Origin of the sequence: uncultured Aggregatibacter sp., from assembly GCF_901873365.1 — a bacterium.
Taxonomy (GTDB): Bacteria; Pseudomonadota; Gammaproteobacteria; order Enterobacterales; family Pasteurellaceae; genus Aggregatibacter.
Map to the genome: position 1 here is coordinate 12,461 of NZ_CABFLM010000050.1, position 21,561 is coordinate 34,021.

Genomic DNA, 21,561 nt, shown 5'->3' on the forward strand with positions numbered 1-21,561 from the left:
TCAAAAAAACCTGTGACTGAGAAACACTCAGCACAGGTTTTTTATTATACCTATTGCACGAATGATTAACCTCGAATGCGTAATTCACGATTTCGCACGTAGCGTGCATCTTGATGCACGACCAAATCACGCACTAGGCGCTATTTAACCCTTTCGGGCATTCATGATTTCGTGCGTAGCGTGCATCTTGATGCACGACCAAATCACGCACGGAGCGTTATTTAACCCTTCCGGACATTCCCGATTTCGCGCGTAGCGTGCATCTTGATGCACGACCAAATCACGCACGGAACGTTATTTAACCCTTCCGGATATTCATGATTTCGTGCAACAAGCACGACCAAATCATGCACGGAACGTTATTTAACCCTTTCGGGCATTCATGATTTCGTGCAACAAGTTGCACGCTACGATTCTAGATTTTGGGGGCAGATCAAAAAACACTTCATTTTTTAACCGCACTTCTTTATTTATTAAACTACTCCGTTGCGCCGAATCCGCGTAAGCCGACCACATGAACGTGTTCGTGATTGCCGGAGATTTTACGCACCAGTTTATAGGTAGTACCTTTTTCCGGGCTGATGTTTTCCGGTGCAGCAATCAGTAGTTGCATATCTAGACGTTCGCATAGCTCAAACAAAGTAGAAATGGATTTCGCATCAAGACGAGCCGCTTCATCTAGGAATAATAAACGGCACGGCACGATATCTTTGCCACGAATACGACGGCTTTCTTCTTCCCAGCTTTGTACCACCATTAAGAGGATGGACATACCGGTACCAATAGCTTCCCCGGTAGATAATGCGCCGCTTTCTGCGCGCAACCAACCATCTGCGCCACGGTAAACTTCCACTTCTAAGTCGAGGTAATTACGGTAATCCAATAATTCTTCACCGATGGTTTGCGCAGTACGTTGCCCTACATCAATATGCGGGTTGAGGCGTTGATACAGCTTCGCAATGGCCTCAGAGAAAGTCATGCGATTATCGCTGAACAGATCTTGATAATCCGACTGATTGCCGGATAACGCATCCAACAACATGGCATGCGTATCACGAATATTCACCACTAAACGCACTGATTTCACCTGACCAAAGGCGATATTTTGTAGTCCTTGATTCAGCATACGAATGCGATTTTGTTCACGTTGAATAGTTTTACGCATGATATTCGCTACACTTTCAGAACTGATCGCCAATTTTTGTTCACGACCGGTCAATTCTTCCGTTAAGCGGGAAAGCTCGATTTCCATTTGTTCAATTGCATCAATCGGGTCATCGGTTTTCAGAATATCCTGACGAATACGTTCGCGCAGATGTTGATATACGGCGATAAAGAACCGCACTTTATTTTCCGGTTTACGGCTATCCTCTGATAAACGCAAAGCATCACGCAGATATTCGTTGTCAGCAACCGCTGTACGCAACGCTCCTAGCGCTTTATCCGACATGGAACGTAATTCATCTGCGGATAAATAGGCTAATTCACGACGATTTAAACGTTTTTCTACATCAGAATTACGGGATAAACGAAGCACCACACACCAACTCATTTTCGCTGCCGTCACCAACTCACGCTGGGTTTTATAATCACGTTCTGCTTTACGAATACGACGAGTCAGATTTTCCGCTTCACTTTCGATAAGAGTAAGTTGTTTTTCAATGTAAGAACGGCGTTGGCGATTAGTAGAAAGTTGTTGATATAACTCGTCACGACGAATTTTGGCACGCTCTTCCGCCCCTTCATCAGCACGTACACCCAACTCGCCAATTTCTTGCATCAATTCCTGCAACATTTGATTTTTACTGTTGAAAGAACTTTGCAATTGAATCAACACTTGATTGTACTGAGCATATTGCGCTTGAACTTGACGTAATTGTTCGCGCTGAATTTCGCGTTGTTGCTGCATTTGTTCTAAACGCGCGCGTAACTGTTCATTTAATTCAGAGGTTTCCGTTTGTACGCTTTCCGCATAATTGAAATGCGCTTTGCGTTGCACCACATCCGCCAAGGCAAAGACTTTTTGTTGCACTTGTTTTTGTAGCTGAATGGCTTGTTCATAATCAGCTTTTAAGTGCTCGTAATTTTCCGGGGCGCTTTGTAATGTGTTAGCAATTGGCTCTAATTGTGACAACGTGACGCCGTGTTGACGGATAAATAATTCATCCTGCTCTGCCAAATCTAATTGCTCACGGCATTCTTCAATGCGATCAGTTAAGCTATCATCAGCCAATAATGGCAATTGCGGAATTAATTTATTCAACAACTGCATTCTTTCTTTCGCATCATCTAAACGAAGACGAATTTGCTGCTCGCCGATCACCAATTGATTAAGCTCGCGTTCAATTTCATTACGTTGTTGATTGGTCCGCGCCATCACTTGTTCCGGATTCGCCTGGAATGCCAAAGCTAAATGCAAACCAACAAACTGGCTAAAATGCTCATGTAAACGCTGACATTTTTGCACGTCAAAAGCACGCTGTGCGTACTGCTCTGCTACTTCTTCACGTTTAGCCTGTAATTCTTCTAAATGTTTTTCACGAGCCGCACGGCCGAACAACGGAATTTCAGGGAATTTGGAATAACGTAATTCACGATCGGACACCTGAACGACCACGCCAAACGCCAACTCTTGTGCAGAAAGTACGCTGTCGTCAAACGCCGCCGGATCGCCCTCAATTAAATACAAATCTTCCGGGCAATCTTCTAAATTAGCGAGTTGCTCTTTCACCGCATTCAAATCACGCACCACAATGGCGTGGCGTGCCGGGCCGTATAAGGCAGAGAAATAAGGCGCGTCTTCGATCGGCACATCATCGTATAATTCAGACAGCAACACGCCACCGAAACATTCTGCCAGCACATTCAAACGGGCATCTTCCGAACCATCCGGCTGACTTAAACGGCTAATTTGTTCGTCTAATTGCTGACGTTGAAGTTCTAGCTGGTCGCGTGCCATGGTTAATTCGCGCTCTTTGGTCAGCTGTGATTGCATGAAATTCATCACATCCTGACTGTCTGCGAATTGTTTTCCGCTTTGCTCCTGCAAGCGTTCCAATGCGGCTTGCGCGGTTAACCAAGCCGGCGCTTTACGTGCGTTTTCATCATAAAGTGCGGTCAAATTTTCACGTTTTTGACGTAGCGTTGAACGTTGCTCAACCAGCTCGGAAAGTTCGGCAGATAAATCTTCAATTAAGGCTTCTTGATCGCCATAGAACGCTTCCAATTCATCCGCCGTTTCTAAGCTTTGATTCGCACGTTGATTAAAATCGTTTAATAATCTTACCGCACTTTGTTGTTGATTTAAACGTTGTTCTAATTCATGTAACTTAGCGCGTAATTGCGGCGTTTGTTGTGCTTGAAGTTTTTGTGTCGGATATTCGCGTAACAACTCTTTGGCACTTTCCCATGCGGCAGAACGTGGCACCTCACCGGCAATTTTGCAAACCAATTGATAGGCTTTATCAAATTGGGTTTTTGCCGCCTCGGAAATAGACATTTTTTGCTCTAACTCAAGTACTTTATCCGTCAACACTTCCGCCTGCGCTTCAAATTCTTCGTGATATGCCTCCACGTTTTTTACCGATAAATCGGCTAATCCACACAACGTCTTGGCTTTTTCTAAGGCTTGAATGGCTTGCTGATATTGCAATGCACGCGTTTGTTGTGCATCAAGAGCTTGCTGATAATCTGCTAATTGGGAACGCAAGTTGTCAACTTCTTGTTCTGTTTGTTCAAATTGCGTCTGACTTTCTTCCAGTTGCTCGTTAGCAGTTTCAACCACCATTTTCTGTTCTTCTAAGCGCTCGGTCAGTTCACTGACATCTTCTTGGTAACGAGAAATTTTTTCCTGATGACGTAACGCATTTAACACTAAATTCAGGTGATCAAGCGCGCTTTGATGATCCACTTCCAGGATTCTTTCACTTTCGGCTAACTCAGCGGCTTCACGGCTTAATTCAACTAAACGATGTTGTGATAAATCCTGTTCAGATCTGGCTTTATACCATTCTTGGCGGAAATTTAATGCGGTTTCAATGTTGCCACGACGCTCGTTGGCATTTCGCATATAATCCGCCGCCACATAATTGGTCGATTCGGTGATTAAATGCTTGAATAAATCGCGGTCTGCTTGGGTGACTTTAATGGCTTCCAACGTCATACGGTTTTCACGTAAAGCACTTTCCATGTCTTGGAAGGCTTTTTTCACACCAAGATTTTCCGGCAATAAATAATCCCGTAATGAGCGGGTAATGGCACTGGAAATACCGCCGTATAAAGAGGCTTCGATAAGTTTATAGAATTTGCTACGGTCTGAAGAAGAACGTAAACGTTTTGGAATAATCCCCAAATCAAACATCATGCCGTGGTAATCAGTAATGGAATGATATTGTTTAAATTGGGCGCCGCCCTGTTCAACTTTGTCTTTTAATTCATTTAAGGTCAGTACGCGCGCTTGACGTTCGTTAATGGTTTCGGTGAAAAGTGCGGTCGGATTGACAGACAATTCTACGCCTTGAATAGAAAAGGTTTTTAAATCGACTTTTTTATCACGGCCTGCCACTTGTTGCAGACGTACACCCACAATAATCCGTTGATGACGGGAATTGATGGTATCCAACGCCGCGTAACACACGCCCGGACGCAATTTACCGTGCAAACCTTTATCACGCGAACCGCTTGTGGCACCGGCTTCCGTGGTGTTACGGAAGTGCAATAAGGTTAAGTCTGGAATCAACGCTGTCACAAATCCGGCCATGGTGGTAGATTTACCGGCACCATTACCACCTGAAAGTGTGGTCACCAATTCGTCTAAATCAAAGGTACGGGCAAAGAAACCGTTCCAGTTGATGAGCGTTAAAGAACGGAACTTACCGCGTTCTACCCCACTGTTTTGGTTAAAGATAACCGGCGCTACATCAGAGGATGCTATATCCATTACTTCATTTTCCAGGGATAATTCTTCAGTCATTATTCTTGTTCCTCTTCTACGAATTCGTCTTCAACGTCAGTATCGTTTTCAGTACTTTCTGTATCGCGTTGTAATGCGGCTTTTTCAGCTTGTAAAGATTGTGGTGTTGCCGCTTCCCCATCACGAATTAAGCGTAATTGTGCTTCAATCGGGTCATCACCGGCACGCACTTCCGCGCCAAAACGGAATACCGATTCAGAAATGGTAAATTTGCCGCTGTTCGGTTCGCCTACGGTATAAATCATGCCTAAACGACGCAAACGACCGATTGCCGCACGCACTTTTTCAGACAATTTTTGTTTATCCAAATCAGAACCGCTGGAACGTTGATTCACCGCTTTTAGCAATTTGCCTTCATCCGCTAAATTCAACAATTCGTCATACACTTCCTGAGTACTAAAAATGCCTTGTTGGGCTAGTCGCTCCGGGCTTAAATACAAATAACACAACACCTTACCCACTAACATTTCCAATTCAGTTAACACAGAACGGGCAATGAGTGTTGTCGCTTTCGGGCGTAAATAGAAAAAACCTTCCGGTGCGCGAATCAATTCCACATTATAACGACGATAGAACAGATCCAGTTCCATTTGAAAATCAAGTAAAAAAGCGTGGTTATCCAAATGTTCCGTACTAATGTGCTTACCGGAACGCAACTGGCTGTCCACAGCCGGAAATAACGGATTGGCAATGGCAGCTGCCAATTTTGGGGAAATTACATCTTGAAGGTTGTCTGTCATTATTTTTTCTCTAACTGAATTGCTCTGTTATTGTCTTATTTATGCGATAGCGAAATACGACTCAAAAAACGCGTGGATTTTCGACCGCACTTTTAATATTTATCAATGATATGCGCCTGAACTTCTGCGCCGTAATCGTTAATTTCTGTCCAATGAGGATAGATACCTGCCAAGTCATCGCCAGCAATACCTAAACGCACAGCCTGATCCACGATAATTCGCGCCACATCAAAATGTTGTGTCAAAGGATAATTTTCTAATTGTTGCTTCAACACTAAACTTAAATTAATCGGACGATTTTGTTCGCGGTAATCAATTAATAAGCCTTGCATGTGTTCGACAATTTTTTCACGAATATCGGCTAACGATTCAAATTGTAATTCTTCCGGCAATTCGCCCAAGGCATCTTCTTCACGCAGCGCTAATTCCTCATCGCGCAAATCAACTAAACGCTCTGCTTGCGCTGTCCACAAGAACCAAGGATTGTCGAAATAATGATGAATAGAATTGCGTAAACGTTGGGAAAAGACACGATTTTTATCCATATCAATGGCGGTACGGATAAATTTATGCACGTGGCGGTCGTAGCCGATCCACAAGTCGATAGCTTGTTGTCCCCAACTGATAATACGGTCTAGTTTGGCTTGTAAATCAATGATTAATTGTTCGATAAAATACAATTCTTGGCGACCGATCACACAATCTTGAATACGCAATAACTGCGCCTGTAATTTATCACCGGCAGCATTTAAGGTGTCTTGAAGTTCCCGTAAATTGCCGGACGTTTCATCCAATAAATGCTCACAGCTGGAAATCGCCGCTTGCCAATCTTTGGTTAACAGGGCGGCGATATCTTCTTTAATGCTTTGTTGATTTTCATCCATTACGCGTTGTGATAAATCAATGCTGTCAAAAATTTCTGCAACGGAATATTTCAACGGCGCAAACACATTGCGACGCCAATAATGCTCATCACCGTCTTCTTCCGCGGCATCGGAGGCGCGTTGGATTTCATCGGCCACAATGGAAAGTTGAACGGAAAGACGTAAGGCGGAAAATTCACGTTGACGAATGTAATAATCGGATACACCAACACCCAACGGCGTTAAGCGATAAATCGCTAAACCTTCGGTAAATTCACTGCTAAAACGGTTGAGAAAACGTTGTTTAACCAGTTCATTAATGGCGTTATTCGCACGAACGGCAATTGTTTCTTGAGATTGTTCAAAGGCGGTGGAAATGTGGCGGAAAATATCGACTAAGTCAGCTTCTAACATTTCACCGTCAAAACGTTCATTATTATAAATGGCAATCGCCAATAAAAATGCCAAACGTTCTGTCGGTAAATTTAAGGAAAACTCACGTTCTTTCGCCCAGGAGACCAGTTCGGGAATGGTTTGTGATGTGTCAAGCATGAGGGATCTCACAACAGGTTAATTTTAACAAAAAATTGCGGGAATTATACAGGAATTTGCTTTTTCTAACAGCTTGAAAATGGAAAGTGCGGTCAAAAAAAGCCACGTTTTCACCACTCAGCAGATCAATGCTGATTATTCCGTCACCTTTTTGATCAAAGCGTCCATCCCTTCTTCATCATAGCCTTCTTCGTATTGCACATCCTCAACAAAATCACTGAGCACTTTGTTATTTAATGCGGTGCAGCCGTATTTTTCCAGTTTATTCTTGGTGAAATTAGAACGCGAAGCGGAAGAGGCGTTATTCAGGCTTATCACACCAATGATGGCTTGATGACAAGGCACTTTATTGACGAATACCAAATTGTATCCTGATTCGCGGATGTAACCGGTTTTATTCACTGCCGCACTGAATATTTCATCCCGCACCAATTTGTTGGTATTTTTCACAAAAACACGGCGCTTTCCCGTGTTGATATGGGTTGAGGAAAGGTTGGAAAGGGAGTTAATTTCGGCTTTATTCAGCGAATATTTAGCCAATTTGACTAAATCCAACGCGCTGGACACATTGCCGGTAGATAACCCGGAACTGTCGCTAAAATGAGTGGATGTCATACCCAATGTTCGTGCCTTTTCATTCATTTTTTGAATAAATTGCACACGGCTCATACCTGCTGAACGGGATAATGCATGAGCGGCGTAATTATCAGAATGCACCAACATGGCTTTTAATAATTCATGACAGGCGATGGGAGTGCCTTTGGGTAAGGTCGTGTGCGTGCCTTTGATATGGTCGATATCCTCACCGGTAATGGACGTTGTGCAACGCGCATTTCGATTATGTTCTAGAAAGACAATCGCGGTCATCAACTTTGTCACAGAGGCGATAGGTTGCACGCTGTTTGGTTGGTGAGTTTCCAGCATTCGGTTATTGGTAAAATCATAGACAATATAAGACTGCGCCATGACCAAAGTCGGAAAGAAAAGCGCAGTGAAGAAAAGCGGTTTTAACATAATTCTCAAGCGTTTTTTGTATTTATCGACGGGATAGGCATGATAATATCTCATCAGTATCCCGTCATCCTTTAAAGTGCGGTCGATTTTAACGTGATTTTTTAAACACACTCACGTTATTAAATCCACTTTCTTTCAAATACAGCGCCTGCAACTTACTCATCACGCCACGTTCGCAATACAGCACATAATGCTTACTTTGATCCAACTCAGCGAATTGACCGGAAAGTTTATAGAACGGCAGCTGAATCATCGCTTGATTTTCAATGTGTAACGGGTTTTCATCGATTTCTTCCGGGCTACGAATATCAATAATCACATCATTTTCACCCAACACAGACACGGCATCCACGGAAACGACGTCTTTCTCCGTTTGCTCGGCAATTTGGCGAATATCTAAATATTGCGCATTTTCCACCGCACTTTCTAACACGGCAAAATTGAAATTACCTTCTTCCTGTTCAATTTTCGCTTTGATCGCTTTCACTGTCGGATTTTTGGAAATCACACCGCAAAATTCCGGCATGGATTTGGCAATATCATCGGTGCCGATATGTTTTGCCATGGCGATGATTTGTTCTTTGTCGTGTGTAATTAACGGGCGTAACACCAACACCTCGGCGGCTTCATCAATTAAACGCAAATTGGTTAAGGTTTGGCTGGAAACCTGTCCTAGCGCCTCCCCTGTCACAATCGCCTGAATGTCGAAACGTTGCGCGATTTTGGACGCCGCGCGCACCATCATGCGTTTGAGCACCACGCCCATTTGCCCGTTATCCACGTTCTCGAGGATCTCGCCCACCACGCCTTCAAAATTGATCGCCACGAAACGCACTTTATGGGAACTGCCGTAACGTTGCCAAATGTGATACGCCATTTGTTTCACGCCAATTTCGTGCGCTGCGCCGCCTAAATTAAAGAAGCAATAATGCACACGTGAACCGCGACGTAACAACATATAACTGGATACACCAGAGTCAAACCCGCCGGAAATGAGCGACAACACATCTTCCTGCGTGCCAATCGGATAACCGCCGATACCTTCATAACGAGCGCGAACCAACATCATTTTGTCGTCTTCAATTTCAATACGCACCGTCACATCCGGATTTTTCAGTTGTACTTTGGCGCTAGCAATATGTTGATTCAATCCGCCACCAATGTAACGCTCAGCTTCCAGTGAATTAAATTCATGTTTGCCTTTACGTTTCACACGCACGCAAAAAGTCTTATTTTCTAATTGGGATGCCACGTCTGACAGTGTTTGCTCAAAAATCTCATGCAAGTTCGCGAAGGGCTTCTCTTCCACTTGCAGAAAATGGTGAATGCCTGGAATGCGTTGTAATTGCTCGATAAGCATCGGTAAATTTGCGTCGATTTTCGACCGCACTTCGATGTAATCCCAATGCTTTATTACCGCGACTGTATCATCATGCTTTGTCAACACATTACGGATATTACTGGTCAGAATTTTCACGAACCGTTTCCGCACGGATTCGCTTTTAATCATAATTTCAGGAAATAATTTGATAATAAATTTCATGTTGTACTACTTTCTTGTGATATAAACATGGCGAGTCTTACGACGAAGAGCTGTTCGCCCTGATCTGTTCGCGCTGGTGAGAAAAGCGGTATTTTAGATTCGTCTCGCTTGCCAATAAGTTTTTCGCCAGTAATCACTGTTTAAGGAAGAATAAACCACTCCGCCTTTTGTTGAGGCGTGCAAGAATTTGTCTTCTTTGACATAAATGCCGACATGATAGCCATTTGGCCCACGCCCGGTTTTAAAGAAAACCAAATCTCCGGTTTGAATATCTTCTTTTTCGATATATTGCCCATAATTGGCTTGCTCTTTAGTTTGACGAGGCAATTTTATGCCAAAGCGATCGAAAAACGTGGTCTGTACAAAACCGGAACAATCCACGCCCTTACGGCCCCGTCCACCAAGCACATAAGGCGTTCCCGCCCATTCATGTTGTTGTTCGCTTAATAAAGCAATCGCCATGATGGGATCGTTAATTTGCCCTTTGTAATTAAGCTTTGAAGACTGATAGCCACTGCCGGAACAGGCACTTAACGCCAGTACGCAACCGCAAAACACTAAAGATTTTAAAATACGCATTGATGAGTGATCTCAAACTAAAAAGCTATCAACAAGAGGATTATTGATAGCTTATATTGATTAGGCTTTCGGTTTAACTTTTTCGACCCGATTGCGCAATTTTTGTCCCGGTTTAAATACCACAACACGGCGGGCAGAAACCGGCACGCTTTCACCGGTTTTTGGATTCCGTCCCGGACGAGAGGCTTTATCGCGCAACTCAAAATTACCAAATCCGGATAATTTCACATCATTCCCTGTTTCTAACGCAACGCGAATTTCTTCAAAGAAACTTTCGACCAAATCCTTGGCTTCGCGTTTGCTGAAATGAAATTTCTCAATAAGATTCTCGGCGAGTTCTACTTTAGTTAATGTCATAGTTTAATCTCTCAAGTAAGCATTAAAACGTTGTTTTAACTCAGATAATACCGCTGAAATTACTGCGTTAATTTCATCTTCTTCAAGGGTTTTTTCATTGTCTTGAATCACGAGACTTATCGCTAAGCTCTTATGACCTTCTGCGACGCCACTACCTTGGTAAACGTCAAATAAATTCACTTGCGTTAATTTATCACCGCCTGCAACACGACAAGCGTCTAATACATCGTCTGCCGCAACACTATCTGCAACCACAAGAGCTAAATCACGACGGTTCGCCGGGAAACGGGAAATTTCTTTTGCTTTCGCAATATCACGGCGAGAAATAGGCGCAATAGAAATTTCACATACAAATGCCTTGCCGTTGATACCGATTTTTTGTGCAATCATCGGATGAAGTTGACCGATAAAACCAATTTCTTCACCGTCTAGCATAATCGCAGCAGATTGGCCCGGATGTAACGCTGTGTATGATTTTGCTACAAATTTTGCGCGATTTCCAGCAGAACTTAATGAAAGTAAGTTTTCAATATAACCTTTTAAATCATAGAAATCGGCAGGTGCTGCTTTTTCGCTCCATTGTTCATTCGCTTTAGAACCGGTCATCACTGCCGCAAAGACTTGTTCTTGGCGTACGCCAAATTCGGCTTTTTCATCCGGAATAAAACGTAAACCAAATTCAAACAAACGCACACGATTTTGTTGACGATTTTGGTTATAACTTACTGCACCTAACAATCCGGTTAATAGCGAAACGCGCATCGCGGACATTTCAACAGAAATTGGGTTCGGTAGAATAAACGGTTTAATTTCCGGATGTAACAAACTTTGAATTTTCGGATCAACAAAGCTATAAGTAATGGCTTCATAAAAATCGCAACTCACTAATGCCGCTTTGATACGCGATAATTCAATATCTGCTTCGCTATGCTCGCGCATGCGCAAATGGGCCAACGGCGCATTATTTGGAATACTGTTATAACCATAAATACGCGCCACTTCTTCAATTAAATCTTCTTCGATTTCAATGTCAAAACGCCAAGATGGCGCAACCGCCGTCCAACTGTTATTCGCGTAAGAAACCTGTAAACCAAGGCGTTGTAAGATATCGGTTACCGTTTCTGTTTCAATATGATGCCCAAGTAACGCATCTAATTTGTGACGTTGTAATGTGACTTGTTGACGTTTTGGTAAATAGGCTTCATGAGTCACCTCACAAATTTCACCGGCTTCACCACCGCAAATCTCTAATAAAAGTGCGGTCGCTCTTTCCATTGCTTTACGTGGCAATTCGAAATCCACACCACGCTCAAAACGATGAGAAGAATCTGTATGCAAACCATATTGACGTGCTCGACCGGTAATCGCTAATGGCGCAAAAAATGCTGCTTCTAAAATCACATCTTTTGTGTTTTCTACATTCACACCACTGGCTTCACCACCGAAGATCCCCGCCATTGCCAATGCACCATTTTGGTCGGCAATCACTAAAGTGTTCGGTTGAAGTTTCGCTGTGGTGCCATCTAACAATACAAGCTCTTCATTTTCTTTCGCCATACGAACTTGTACCGGTTGTGCCACTTTTGCCATATCAAAAGCGTGCATTGGTTGACCTAATTCGAGCAAAATATAGTTCGTGACATCCACAATAGGATCAATAGAACGAATATCGCAACGGCGCAATTTCTCTTGTAACCACATCGGTGATTGCGCTTTAACGTTGACATTCTTAATCACGCGTAATAAATAACGCGGACAAGCTTCGGCAGCTTGAACATCAATTTGTACTTTATCGCTAATGGTCGGTTTAACCACCTCAAAGTGCGGTGGATTTTCGTGGAGTTTATTCACCACGGCTAATTCACGCGCCACGCCGGCAATGCTTAAGCAATCCGCGCGGTTTGGCGTTAAGCTAATTTCAATGGCGTTATCATCTAATTTTAAATAATCACGTAGATTGGTACCGATAGGCGCATCTTGCGGCAACTCGATAATACCATTCGCATCAGATTCAATGCCGAGTTCGCTGAATGAGCAAAGCATGCCTTCGGAAGGTTGTCCGCGCAATTTGGTTTTCTTGATTTTGAAATCACCCGGTAGTTCAGCACCTTCTACCGCACAAGCGACTTTCAAGCCTTGACGACAATTCGGTGCACCACACACGATGTCTAACAAACGATCGCCGCCCACATTCACTTTGGTCACGCGTAATTTATCAGCGTCAGGATGTTGTGCGCATTCCACCACTTCGCCCACCACAACACCCATGAAATCGCCGGCCACTTTTTCTACTCCGTCAACTTCCAAGCCTAACATGGTAATTTGTTCGCAAAGTTGTTCCGTAGAAATTGCCGGATTAACCCATTCGCGTACCCATTGTTCACTAAATTTCATACTTATCTCTCACTCAAAATTATTTAAACTGTTTCAAAAAGCGTAAATCATTCTCGAAGAATGAACGTAAATCTGTGACGTTGTAGCGTAACATGGTTAAACGCTCTACCCCCATGCCCACTGCGAAACCGGAGTATTCATTTGGGTCAATACCAACATTGCGTAACACATTTGGGTGTACCATGCCGCAACCCAACACTTCTAACCATTTACCGTTTTTCCCCATGACATCCACTTCGGCAGAAGGCTCGGTGAATGGGAAGTAAGACGGACGAAAACGCACTTGCAAATCTTCTTCGAAGAAAGCACGTAAGAAATCGTGCAACAGGCCTTTTAATTCGGTGAAATTCGCATGTTTATCCACATACAACAATTCGATTTGATGGAACATCGGTGTGTGGGTTTGGTCGTAATCGTTACGATACACGCGTCCCGGCGCCATAATGCGAATTGGTGGTTGCTGTTTTTGCATGGTACGAATTTGTACCCCGGAAGTTTGCGTTCTTAACAATAATTCAGGATTAAACCAGAATGTGTCGTGATCGGCACGCGCAGGGTGATGTTTAGGAATATTTAAGGCATCAAAATTGTAATAATCGCTTTCGATTTCAGGGCCGGATTCCACAGAAAAACCCAGTTCAGAGAAGAATTTGGTCACGCGTTCAATGGTAATAGAAACCGGATGTAAACAGCCCATTTCCACTTTGCGTCCAGGTAAACTCACATCAATACGTTCATTTTCTAATTGTGCATTTAATAGAGCTTGTTCCCATTCTGCTTTTTTCGCATTTAAGAAATCTAATGCCGCTTGTTTGGCTTCGTTAATTTTCGCGCCCATTGCCGGACGTTCTTCCGCCGCCACGTTGCGCAATTCTTGCATTAATTGGGTAAAATGACCCTTCTTACCAAAATATTCCACGCGAATTTCATCAAGCGCTGCAAGGCTTTTATCTTCAATGTTGTCTATGGCATTTCTTGCTTTATCCACAAGCTCTTTAAGATGCTGCATAAATATCCTCTGTGATGATTAATTTATCTAAAATTTTGTCAATAATAATACTAACTGTTTAGAAAATCACGCAATTTATCTATGACCGCGGAAATTATTCCGTAATAAAACGAAGATTTATCGAGAAAAATGACCGCACTTTATTCTTCCGTTTGCCTTTCGACTGAAACTTTTCAGCCATTTTCTTTGGATAAAAAAATAGAGGCTTAAAAAAGCCTCTATTTATTAAAGATAAATTTTACTTAAGGTAATTGTTGCAATGCTTCAATCCGTTTTTCCAACGGCGGGTGGCTTAAGAACAATTCTGTTAAGCCGCCACCACGTTTACCGTTAATGGCAAATGCTGCCAAGGTGGAACCTTCCAGCTCTTCCGGCTCATGCAAGTTTTGTAAGCGTTTTAGCGCATCAATCATTTTTTGCTTACCCACTAAATTCGCCGAACCCGCATCGGCTCTGAATTCGCGTTGGCGGGAGAACCACATGGCGATCATGCTTGCCAAGAAACCAAATACGATTTCAAGCACCATCGAAACTAAGAAATAGATCCCGGAATTGCTTGAGCTTTCACTGCCCTGATTGCGGGAGTTCGCCACCACGTTTGCAATGATGCGTGATAAGAAAATCACGAAAGTATTCAACACACCTTGCAATAACGCCATGGTCACCATATCGCCGTTTTTAATGTGGCTCACTTCGTGCGCTAAGACTGCTTCGGCTTCGCCACGGGTCATTTTATTTAACAATCCGGTACTCACCGCCACTAATGAATTGTTTTTGCTTGCGCCGGTGGCAAACGCGTTCACATCTGCAGAATGATAAATGGCGACTTCCGGGCGCGGCAAACCGGCACGATCTGCTTGTGAATATACGGTATCCAATAACCAACGCTCTGTTTCGTTGCGTGGTTGTTGAATCACTTCAGCCCCTACAGAACGAATTGCCATGGTTTTGGACATAAATAGAGAAATAATCGAACCCGCAAAACCAAATAATGCGGCAAACAGCATTAAACCGCTCGCATCACGAGATTGAATGCCGGTCAACGATAAAATGATGTTAAAAACCAACAATACTGCCATGTTGGTGGCAAGGAAAAGTAAAATGCGCATCATCGATGAAAAACTCCTAAATAAAACAGTAATAAAAACACGCTTGGCTATAATGGCGACAAAAAAAGGAAAATCAAGTATGCCAATGAATTCAATGAGAAAAAATGTTTTTTTATTGTAAAAAAGAGAAAAGTGCGGTGGATTTTGACGATGTTTTTTGAAAAGAAAAAGGGAGTTGGTCGATAAGCCGGGTTCTGTCGTGGACAATCATTCATCTAGGCGCATATTTACACATACGCTCAAGCAACCTACCCGAATCCTGAACGGGCCATTCATTGGATTCCTATTTGGTCTTGCTACGAGTGGAGTTTACCCTGCTACCAACCGTTACCGGCGGCACGGTGCGCTCTTACCGCACCCTTTCACCCTTACCTGATCCCTTGCGGGCCATCGGCGGTTTGCTCTCTGCTGCACTTGTCGTAGGCTCTCGCCTCCCGGACGTTATCCGGCACTCTGCCCTGTGTAGCCCGGACTTTCCTCCCGCCTACTTGTCCCCCAGTTTACGCTTTCGCGATGTTAGAGGCTTCAATAGACCGGCGATTGCCTGACCAACTCAGGCGCGCAGTATAGCTTAAATTCAAGGTGAAATATAGTGTTAAGTAAAAAGTTGGGCTAGAATGAACGCCACAAAAACAGGCCTAAAATACACCGCACTTTTGTGCCAATAAGGAAACTTCAATGGATTATTTACAAATTGCTCGGGAAACACTGGGCGTTGAAGAAAAAGCCCTCGGTCAACTCAGCGAAAAATTAGACGGCACCTTCACTGACGTTGTTGATTTAATTTTAAATTGCAAAGGACGCTTAGTGATCGGTGGTATCGGCAAATCCGGCTTAGTGGGCAAAAAAATGGTCGCCACCTTTGCTTCCACCGGCACACCGAGTTTTTTCCTGCATCCTACGGAAGCCTTTCATGGCGATTTAGGCATGCTGAAACCCATTGATGTGGTGATGCTCATTTCCTACAGCGGCGAAACCGACGATGTCAACAAACTCATTCCAAGCCTAAAAAACTTCGGCAATAAAATCATTGCGCTCACTTCTAATAAAAATTCTACTTTAGCGCGTCATGCGGATTATGTGTTGGACATTAGCGTAGAACGGGAAGTCTGCCCGAATAACCTTGCCCCGACCACCTCCGTGGTTGTGACCATGGCATTAGGCGATGCGTTGGCAGTTTGTTTAATGTGCGCCCGCGATTTCCAACCGGAAGATTTTGCGAAATTCCATCCGGGCGGTAGCTTAGGCCGCCGTTTGTTATGCCGTGTGAAAGATCAAATGCAAACCCGTTTACCGATCGCTACGTTGAATACCTCATTCACTGATTGCTTAACCATTATGAACGAAGGGCGTATGGGCGTAGCGTTGGTGATGGAGCAACAGCAATTACGCGGCATCATCACCGATGGCGACATTCGTCGTGCATTAACGGCCAACGGTGCCAATACGCTTAGCAAAACCGCACAGGAATTGATGACCTCTCATCCGAAAACCATTCATCAGGATACCTATTTGTCTGAAGCGGAAAATTATATGAAAGCGCACAAAATACATTCCTTGGTTGTGGTGGATGATGCGCAAAATGTGGTAGGTTTAGTGGAGTTCTCAAGCTAATGACAACAGAATTACAAGAAAAATTAAAACAGGTGAAATTCGTTATCACCGATGTGGACGGCGTATTAACAGACGGTTTACTGCACTACGATGCTAACGGCGAAGCGATCAAGAGTTTTCATGTGCGCGATGGTTTAGGTATTCGGATGTTGATGGAAGCCGGCATTCAAGTCGCCGTGTTATCCGGGCGTGATTCGGCCATTTTGCGCAAACGCATTGCCGATTTAGGCATTAAACTCGCTTTTTTAGGCAAGCTGGAAAAAGAAAGCGCCTGTTTTGAATTATGCCGCCAAGCCGGTGTTGCACCGGAGCAAACGGCTTACCTTGGTGATGACAGCGTTGATCTCCCTGCTTTCGCTGTTTGTGGACTTTCCTTCGCGGTTGCCGATGCGCCGGAATATGTCAAAAACTGCGCCGATTACACCTTAGGGTTAGGCGGTGGCAAAGGCGCCTTCCGTGAAATGTCCGATATGATTCTCAACGCCCAAGGCAAAGCGGAAATTTACAATTCAGCGCAAGGATTTTTGAAGACGGCGAAAAAGATGGCGCAGTAAAAACGCCGTGAAAAACGACCGCACTTTAAGCCCTTCTTTCAAGTGAAGCCATTCTCTCAAAATTCTCAAAGTGCGGTTCAATTATGCGTTTTTTTTCTTAGCTTATAAATTATTTAAGTCCAACACATCCGTCATATCAAACAAGCCTTGGTCTTTTCCTTCAAGCCATTTCGCCGCACGCACGGCGCCGTTAGCAAAGGTCATACGGCTGGAAGCTTTGTGGGCAATTTCAACGCGTTCGCCGATATCGGCAAACCAAACGCTATGTTCGCCCACCACATCGGAAGCGCGAATCGTAGAAAAGCCGATTTCATCTCGTTTGCGTTCACCGATAATGCCATCACGGCAAAATACGCCGTGGGTTTTCAAATCACGCCCCAACGTTTTGGCAATGTGTTCGCCCATGGAAAGTGCAGTGCCGGATGGAGCGTCCACTTTGTGGCGATGATGCGCTTCAATGATTTCAATGTCGCAATAATCGCCCATGACTTTGGCGGCTTTTTCCAATAATTTAAACACTAGATTCACCCCCACGCTGAAGTTAGAGGCAAACACAACACCAATCTGTTCTGCTGCGGCTTTAATTGCCGCTTTGCCCGCGTCATCAAAGCCTGTCGTGCCAATAATCATATTTTTTTGATTCGCCACACAAAATGCCAAATGTTCTAAGGTGCCTTCCGGACGGGTGAAATCAATCAGCACATCAAATTGTTCTTTGGCGGCATTTAAATCATCGCCCACTTGAATACCTAAATTGCCAATGCCCGCCAACTCACCGGCATCTGCGCCGACTAAGGAAGAGCCTTTGCGCTCAAATGCTGCGCCTAATGCCACGCCTTCTGCGTTCTGCACTGCTTGAATTAACTGACGCCCCATGCGTCCGCCTGCGCCTACGATGGCAATTCTTAACGCCATAATCTTCTCCAATTTAAACTAATCCACGATTTTCAACGCACCACTGTAAATGAGGTACGCGCCAAATAAAATAAAAATCACGCCGGAAACATTGTCAATATAGCGACTATATCGGCTATAAAAACGTTTAGTAAACGGACGTGAAAACAAAATGGAAATCACATAGAAATAAACAAACGTTTCTAACGTGATAAGCAAAAGTGCGGTCAAAATTTGCCGCGTTTCGGTGATATTGACGAGGACAAAAGACATCACGCTGCTGAAATAAATCACCACTTTGGCATTGGATAAATTCACCAACAAGCCTTTGAGGATTTCATTTTTAGACGCCGTGTTTTGCCGCGAATGGGTTTCATCAAATACCGCGTTGGTTGTGACCCGAGCCATTTTCACACCGAGATAAAACAAATAGCTACCGCCCAATGCCATGAAAATGCCTTGCAACGCCGGCATCGTTTTGAACACAATCGCCAAACCTAACACTGCAGCCGTCGCCCAAATGGACACGCCAATCGTAATGCCAATTACACCATAAATTGCGGTTCGCCGAGAATGCATTGCCGCAGCACGGCTGACATAAAAGAAATCGGGTCCTGGCGAAAGCAATCCCATTAAATGAACGAACATTAAATGTAACATGATGTCGCTAGATAAAATGCGCTAGGGCAAGAATGACGAGAATGCTATAACCTGCTGCCAAAATATCATCCACCATAATACCGAAGCCGTTGGTGAGTTTTTCATCGAAATAGCGGATCGGATAAGGTTTTAAAATATCAAATAGACGGAAGGTTACAAACGCAATCGCGCACCAAAATAAGGACACTTCCGGCACGGCTAACAGCACCAAGAAAACAGCAACAATTTCATCCCACACAATGCTGCCATGATCATGTACGCCCATGTCGTGGCTGGTGCGTTCGCATAGCCAAATACCGAGAAAGAAACAAAGTGCGATCAATATAAAAAACGTTTTTGCACCGAGCCAAGGCAGTAATAATGCGCCAACGATCACGCCCACCAAACTGCCCCAAGTACCGGGCGCCGGATGCAATAAACCGGAGCCAAAGCCCAGTGCGAGAAAATGAATAGGATTGCGCAACGTCACCCGTTCGAGGGGATTTTGTGGTACAGCCATAATAAAAGACCTATTTAAAATGATCGAAACCGCCAGCGAATTCGACTTCTACCCGTTGATCATGGCGTTGGAATTGAATGCGATTTTTATTTTTAGGGTGAATCGCACGAATTTGTCCAATGCAAGTATAGTTCACGCCAATATGCGCCAATGCCTTAGCTAATTTGGCTTTGTTGCTATCCGGCACTGTAAAACAAAGTTCGTAATCTTCGCCGCCACTCAAAGCATATTGCTCCGCCTGTGCCAAACCAAATTCACTGACTAATTCAGCCGATAGCGGCAATTTATCTAACTCAATTACCGCACCACATTGGCTACGTTCTAAAATGTGCGTCAAATCCGCCACACAACCATCAGAAATATCAATCGCTGAACTGGCTAAGCGTGTTAAAGAAAGCGCCATGCCCAGCAACACTCTCGGCGTTGGACGCAGATGACGATGAATCAGAAATTCTTGTGCAGAATTCACCGCACTTTTACCTTGCAATAAATAAGACAATCCGCCTGCACTATCGCCCAAGGTGCCGGATACATAGATCCAATCGCCAACATTGGCATTGTGGCGACACAGTGCTTTATCTTTCGCAATAATGCCTTGCGCGGTAATGGTAATACTTAACGGGCCTTTGGTCGTATCTCCGCCAATGAGATCCACGTTATAGTGATCGAGAATCGAAAAAAAACTCTCACTAAATTCCGTCAACCATGCATGATCGATGTTGGGTATCGTCAAGGCTAAGGACATCCAAGCCGGTTCTGCGCCCATCGCCGCAAGATCACTCAAATTACTCGCCACGGCTTTATAAGCCAAATCCGCAGGTCGGATACTCGGTAAAAAATGCACGCCTTCAACCATCGTGTCTGTTGTAATGGCGAGGTGTTGATTTCGATTCAGTTCGGTAACGGCACAATCATCACCGACCGAAAGGAGGACATCTTTGCGAGGCGCACGCTTAGAGGCAGTAAAATAACGTTGAATAATATCAAACTCCCCTTCTCTCATTGCGCCTCCCTGTCTCAATGAAAATTAACGTCGTACGAGTGGTGCAATTTTATCCAATACACCATTAATGTATTTATGACTTTCGTCTGCACCGAACACTTTGGCAACTTCAATCGCCTCGTTGATTACCACTTTATACGGCACATCCACCTCAAATTGCAGCTCATACACCGCTAAACGCAAAACGGCTTTCTCAACTGGATCTAATTCCGCTAAACTACGATCCAAATAGCCTTGCATGGTACGTTCCACCGCCTCTACGTTCTCTACGGTTTGGCGAAATAATTTACGGAAATACGGGGTATCTACGCCCTTCATGTCTTGTTCGGTCATGAAGTTAAGTTCGATGATTTCCGGTGAGTTCTGCGAAATTGCCCAAGAATATAGGGCTTGTACGGCACATTCACGGGCACGGCGACGAGGAGAAATTTTTTTCACTTGTTCGGTCATCGTAAGTTACACCGCCTGAATTTGATTTAAAAGATTCACCATTTCTAACGCAACCAATGCGGCCTCTGCGCCTTTATTACCGGCTTTTGTACCAGCACGTTCAATGGCTTGTTCAATGTTTTCTGTCGTCAATACGCCAAATGCCACCGGAATGTCAGATTCCATCGCCACTTTGCCTAAACCACTGCTGGCTTCGCCTGCCACATATTCAAAGTGTGCTGTGCCACCACGAATCACCGTGCCTAATGCAACGATGGCATCAAATTTTTTGCTTTCCGCTAATCGACGAGCAACTAATGGCAATTCATACGCGCCCGGCACGCGAACCAACGTAATATTTTCATTTTTTACTTGACCGATGCGTTTCAACGCATCCAATGCGCCTTCCAAAAGGCTTTCATTAATAAAGCTGTTAAAGCGTCCGATAACAACGGCGATTTTTGCATTTGGTGCAGCAATCTGCCCCTCTAAAATGTTCATATACTTTCCTACATTGTCGTAATAAAAAATTGCGTGCGGATTCTAGCATAGAATTCCGCTATCAGCAGTAAGAAAAGTCAACGTGCGGTTAAAAACACCGCAAAATCTAATAACATCAATCACGATAAATGTCCTCATACTTTTACTACCGTTGCCATCATCTAGGCACAAAAAACACGCTTTTTTATCACCGCACTTCCTTTTTTCATCGCAAAAGAAATTTGTACTTAATAAAAATTTCACACTCAGCTTGACAAGCCCTATTTTTTTTTTTG

The 21,561-nt window shown here is 44.0% G+C and carries 20 protein-coding genes and 1 other RNA gene; 3 read left to right on the top strand and 18 right to left on the bottom strand.

The features are described 5' to 3' along the window. Positions 1 to 478: 478 nt before the first annotated feature. The 10 genes from mukB to htpX all read right to left on the bottom strand — a co-directional run bounded on the left by mukB (position 479) and on the right by htpX (position 15,135). A complete protein-coding gene (gene mukB / locus QZ106_RS03280) occupies positions 479 to 4,972 on the bottom strand; it encodes a chromosome partition protein MukB (protein WP_295974200.1) in 4,494 nt (1,497 codons plus the stop codon). Beyond that, the gene (mukE, locus tag QZ106_RS03285) at positions 4,972 to 5,712 is read right to left on the bottom strand and encodes a chromosome partition protein MukE (protein WP_295974203.1); all 741 of its coding nucleotides are present in this window, start codon (positions 5,710 to 5,712) and stop codon (positions 4,972 to 4,974) included. Before mukE ends, mukB begins: the two co-directional genes overlap by 1 nt. Before the next feature lie 92 nt (positions 5,713 to 5,804). Further along, complete coding sequence (gene mukF, locus QZ106_RS03290; RefSeq protein WP_295974207.1) at positions 5,805 to 7,127, bottom strand: chromosome partition protein MukF; 1,323 nt, start codon at positions 7,125 to 7,127, stop codon at positions 5,805 to 5,807. A 135-nt stretch (positions 7,128 to 7,262) separates the two neighbouring features. Further along, on the bottom strand, positions 7,263 to 8,141 hold the full coding sequence (locus tag QZ106_RS03295) for a D-alanyl-D-alanine carboxypeptidase family protein (protein WP_295974209.1): 879 nt from the start codon (positions 8,139 to 8,141) through the stop codon (positions 7,263 to 7,265). An 88-nt stretch (positions 8,142 to 8,229) separates the two neighbouring features. Beyond that, positions 8,230 to 9,684 carry a tRNA uracil 4-sulfurtransferase ThiI gene (thiI, locus tag QZ106_RS03300; protein ID WP_295974212.1) on the bottom strand — a complete coding sequence of 485 codons (1,455 nt, stop codon included), beginning with the start codon at positions 9,682 to 9,684 and terminating at the stop codon, positions 8,230 to 8,232. Positions 9,685 to 9,777: 93 nt separating this feature from the next. Further along, positions 9,778 to 10,263 (bottom strand): NlpC/P60 family protein, encoded by a 486-nt coding sequence (locus tag QZ106_RS03305; protein ID WP_021616245.1) that lies wholly within the window; start codon positions 10,261 to 10,263, stop codon positions 9,778 to 9,780. 60 nt (positions 10,264 to 10,323) lie between these two features. Next, positions 10,324 to 10,620 carry an integration host factor subunit alpha gene (locus tag QZ106_RS03310; RefSeq protein WP_021616246.1) on the bottom strand — a complete coding sequence of 99 codons (297 nt, stop codon included), beginning with the start codon at positions 10,618 to 10,620 and terminating at the stop codon, positions 10,324 to 10,326. Between the two features lie 3 nt (positions 10,621 to 10,623). Then, a complete protein-coding gene (gene pheT, locus QZ106_RS03315; protein ID WP_295974215.1) occupies positions 10,624 to 13,014 on the bottom strand; it encodes a phenylalanine--tRNA ligase subunit beta in 2,391 nt (796 codons plus the stop codon). A 19-nt stretch (positions 13,015 to 13,033) separates the two neighbouring features. Continuing rightward, positions 13,034 to 14,023 carry a phenylalanine--tRNA ligase subunit alpha gene (gene pheS / locus QZ106_RS03320; protein WP_006718257.1) on the bottom strand — a complete coding sequence of 330 codons (990 nt, stop codon included), beginning with the start codon at positions 14,021 to 14,023 and terminating at the stop codon, positions 13,034 to 13,036. A 242-nt stretch (positions 14,024 to 14,265) separates the two neighbouring features. Next, a complete protein-coding gene (htpX, locus tag QZ106_RS03325; protein ID WP_295974218.1) occupies positions 14,266 to 15,135 on the bottom strand; it encodes a protease HtpX in 870 nt (289 codons plus the stop codon). On the opposite strand from htpX, the gene QZ106_RS03330 reads away from it, so the two are divergent. After that, positions 15,125 to 15,253, top strand: coding sequence for a hypothetical protein (locus QZ106_RS03330; RefSeq protein ID WP_295974220.1), 129 nt, complete (start codon positions 15,125 to 15,127; stop codon positions 15,251 to 15,253). The two genes, htpX and QZ106_RS03330, sit on opposite strands and share 11 nt — an antisense overlap. A gap of 46 nt (positions 15,254 to 15,299) precedes the next feature. Here QZ106_RS03330 and rnpB read toward each other — a convergent pair. Then, an RNA gene (rnpB, locus tag QZ106_RS03335) (RNase P RNA component class A) lies at positions 15,300 to 15,688 on the bottom strand. A gap of 122 nt (positions 15,689 to 15,810) precedes the next feature. Between rnpB and QZ106_RS03340 the strand changes: the two genes are divergently transcribed. Both QZ106_RS03340 and QZ106_RS03345 read left to right on the top strand, forming a co-directional pair. Then, positions 15,811 to 16,746 (top strand): KpsF/GutQ family sugar isomerase, encoded by a 936-nt coding sequence (locus tag QZ106_RS03340; RefSeq protein ID WP_295974224.1) that lies wholly within the window; start codon positions 15,811 to 15,813, stop codon positions 16,744 to 16,746. Then, complete coding sequence (locus tag QZ106_RS03345; protein ID WP_295974226.1) at positions 16,746 to 17,300, top strand: HAD family hydrolase; 555 nt, start codon at positions 16,746 to 16,748, stop codon at positions 17,298 to 17,300. Before QZ106_RS03340 ends, QZ106_RS03345 begins: the two co-directional genes overlap by 1 nt. A gap of 102 nt (positions 17,301 to 17,402) precedes the next feature. Here QZ106_RS03345 and dapB read toward each other — a convergent pair whose 3' ends face one another. From dapB to QZ106_RS03380, 7 genes are all read right to left on the bottom strand, one after another. Next, positions 17,403 to 18,215 carry a 4-hydroxy-tetrahydrodipicolinate reductase gene (gene dapB / locus QZ106_RS03350; RefSeq protein WP_295974229.1) on the bottom strand — a complete coding sequence of 271 codons (813 nt, stop codon included), beginning with the start codon at positions 18,213 to 18,215 and terminating at the stop codon, positions 17,403 to 17,405. Positions 18,216 to 18,233: 18 nt separating this feature from the next. After that, positions 18,234 to 18,854, bottom strand: coding sequence for a LysE family transporter (locus QZ106_RS03355; RefSeq protein WP_295974232.1), 621 nt, complete (start codon positions 18,852 to 18,854; stop codon positions 18,234 to 18,236). 7 nt (positions 18,855 to 18,861) lie between these two features. Beyond that, positions 18,862 to 19,353, bottom strand: coding sequence for a phosphatidylglycerophosphatase A (locus tag QZ106_RS03360; protein WP_295974233.1), 492 nt, complete (start codon positions 19,351 to 19,353; stop codon positions 18,862 to 18,864). 10 nt (positions 19,354 to 19,363) lie between these two features. Next, positions 19,364 to 20,356 (bottom strand): thiamine-phosphate kinase, encoded by a 993-nt coding sequence (gene thiL, locus QZ106_RS03365; RefSeq protein ID WP_295974235.1) that lies wholly within the window; start codon positions 20,354 to 20,356, stop codon positions 19,364 to 19,366. A gap of 24 nt (positions 20,357 to 20,380) precedes the next feature. Then, complete coding sequence (nusB, locus tag QZ106_RS03370) at positions 20,381 to 20,806, bottom strand: transcription antitermination factor NusB (RefSeq protein ID WP_209362341.1); 426 nt, start codon at positions 20,804 to 20,806, stop codon at positions 20,381 to 20,383. A 6-nt stretch (positions 20,807 to 20,812) separates the two neighbouring features. After that, entirely contained in the window at positions 20,813 to 21,286 is a 474-nt protein-coding gene (gene ribE / locus QZ106_RS03375) for a 6,7-dimethyl-8-ribityllumazine synthase (RefSeq protein ID WP_295974240.1), read from the bottom strand. A 42-nt stretch (positions 21,287 to 21,328) separates the two neighbouring features. After that, on the bottom strand, positions 21,329 to 21,561 hold a 233-nt coding region (locus QZ106_RS03380; RefSeq protein ID WP_295974242.1), incomplete at its 5' end, for a hypothetical protein.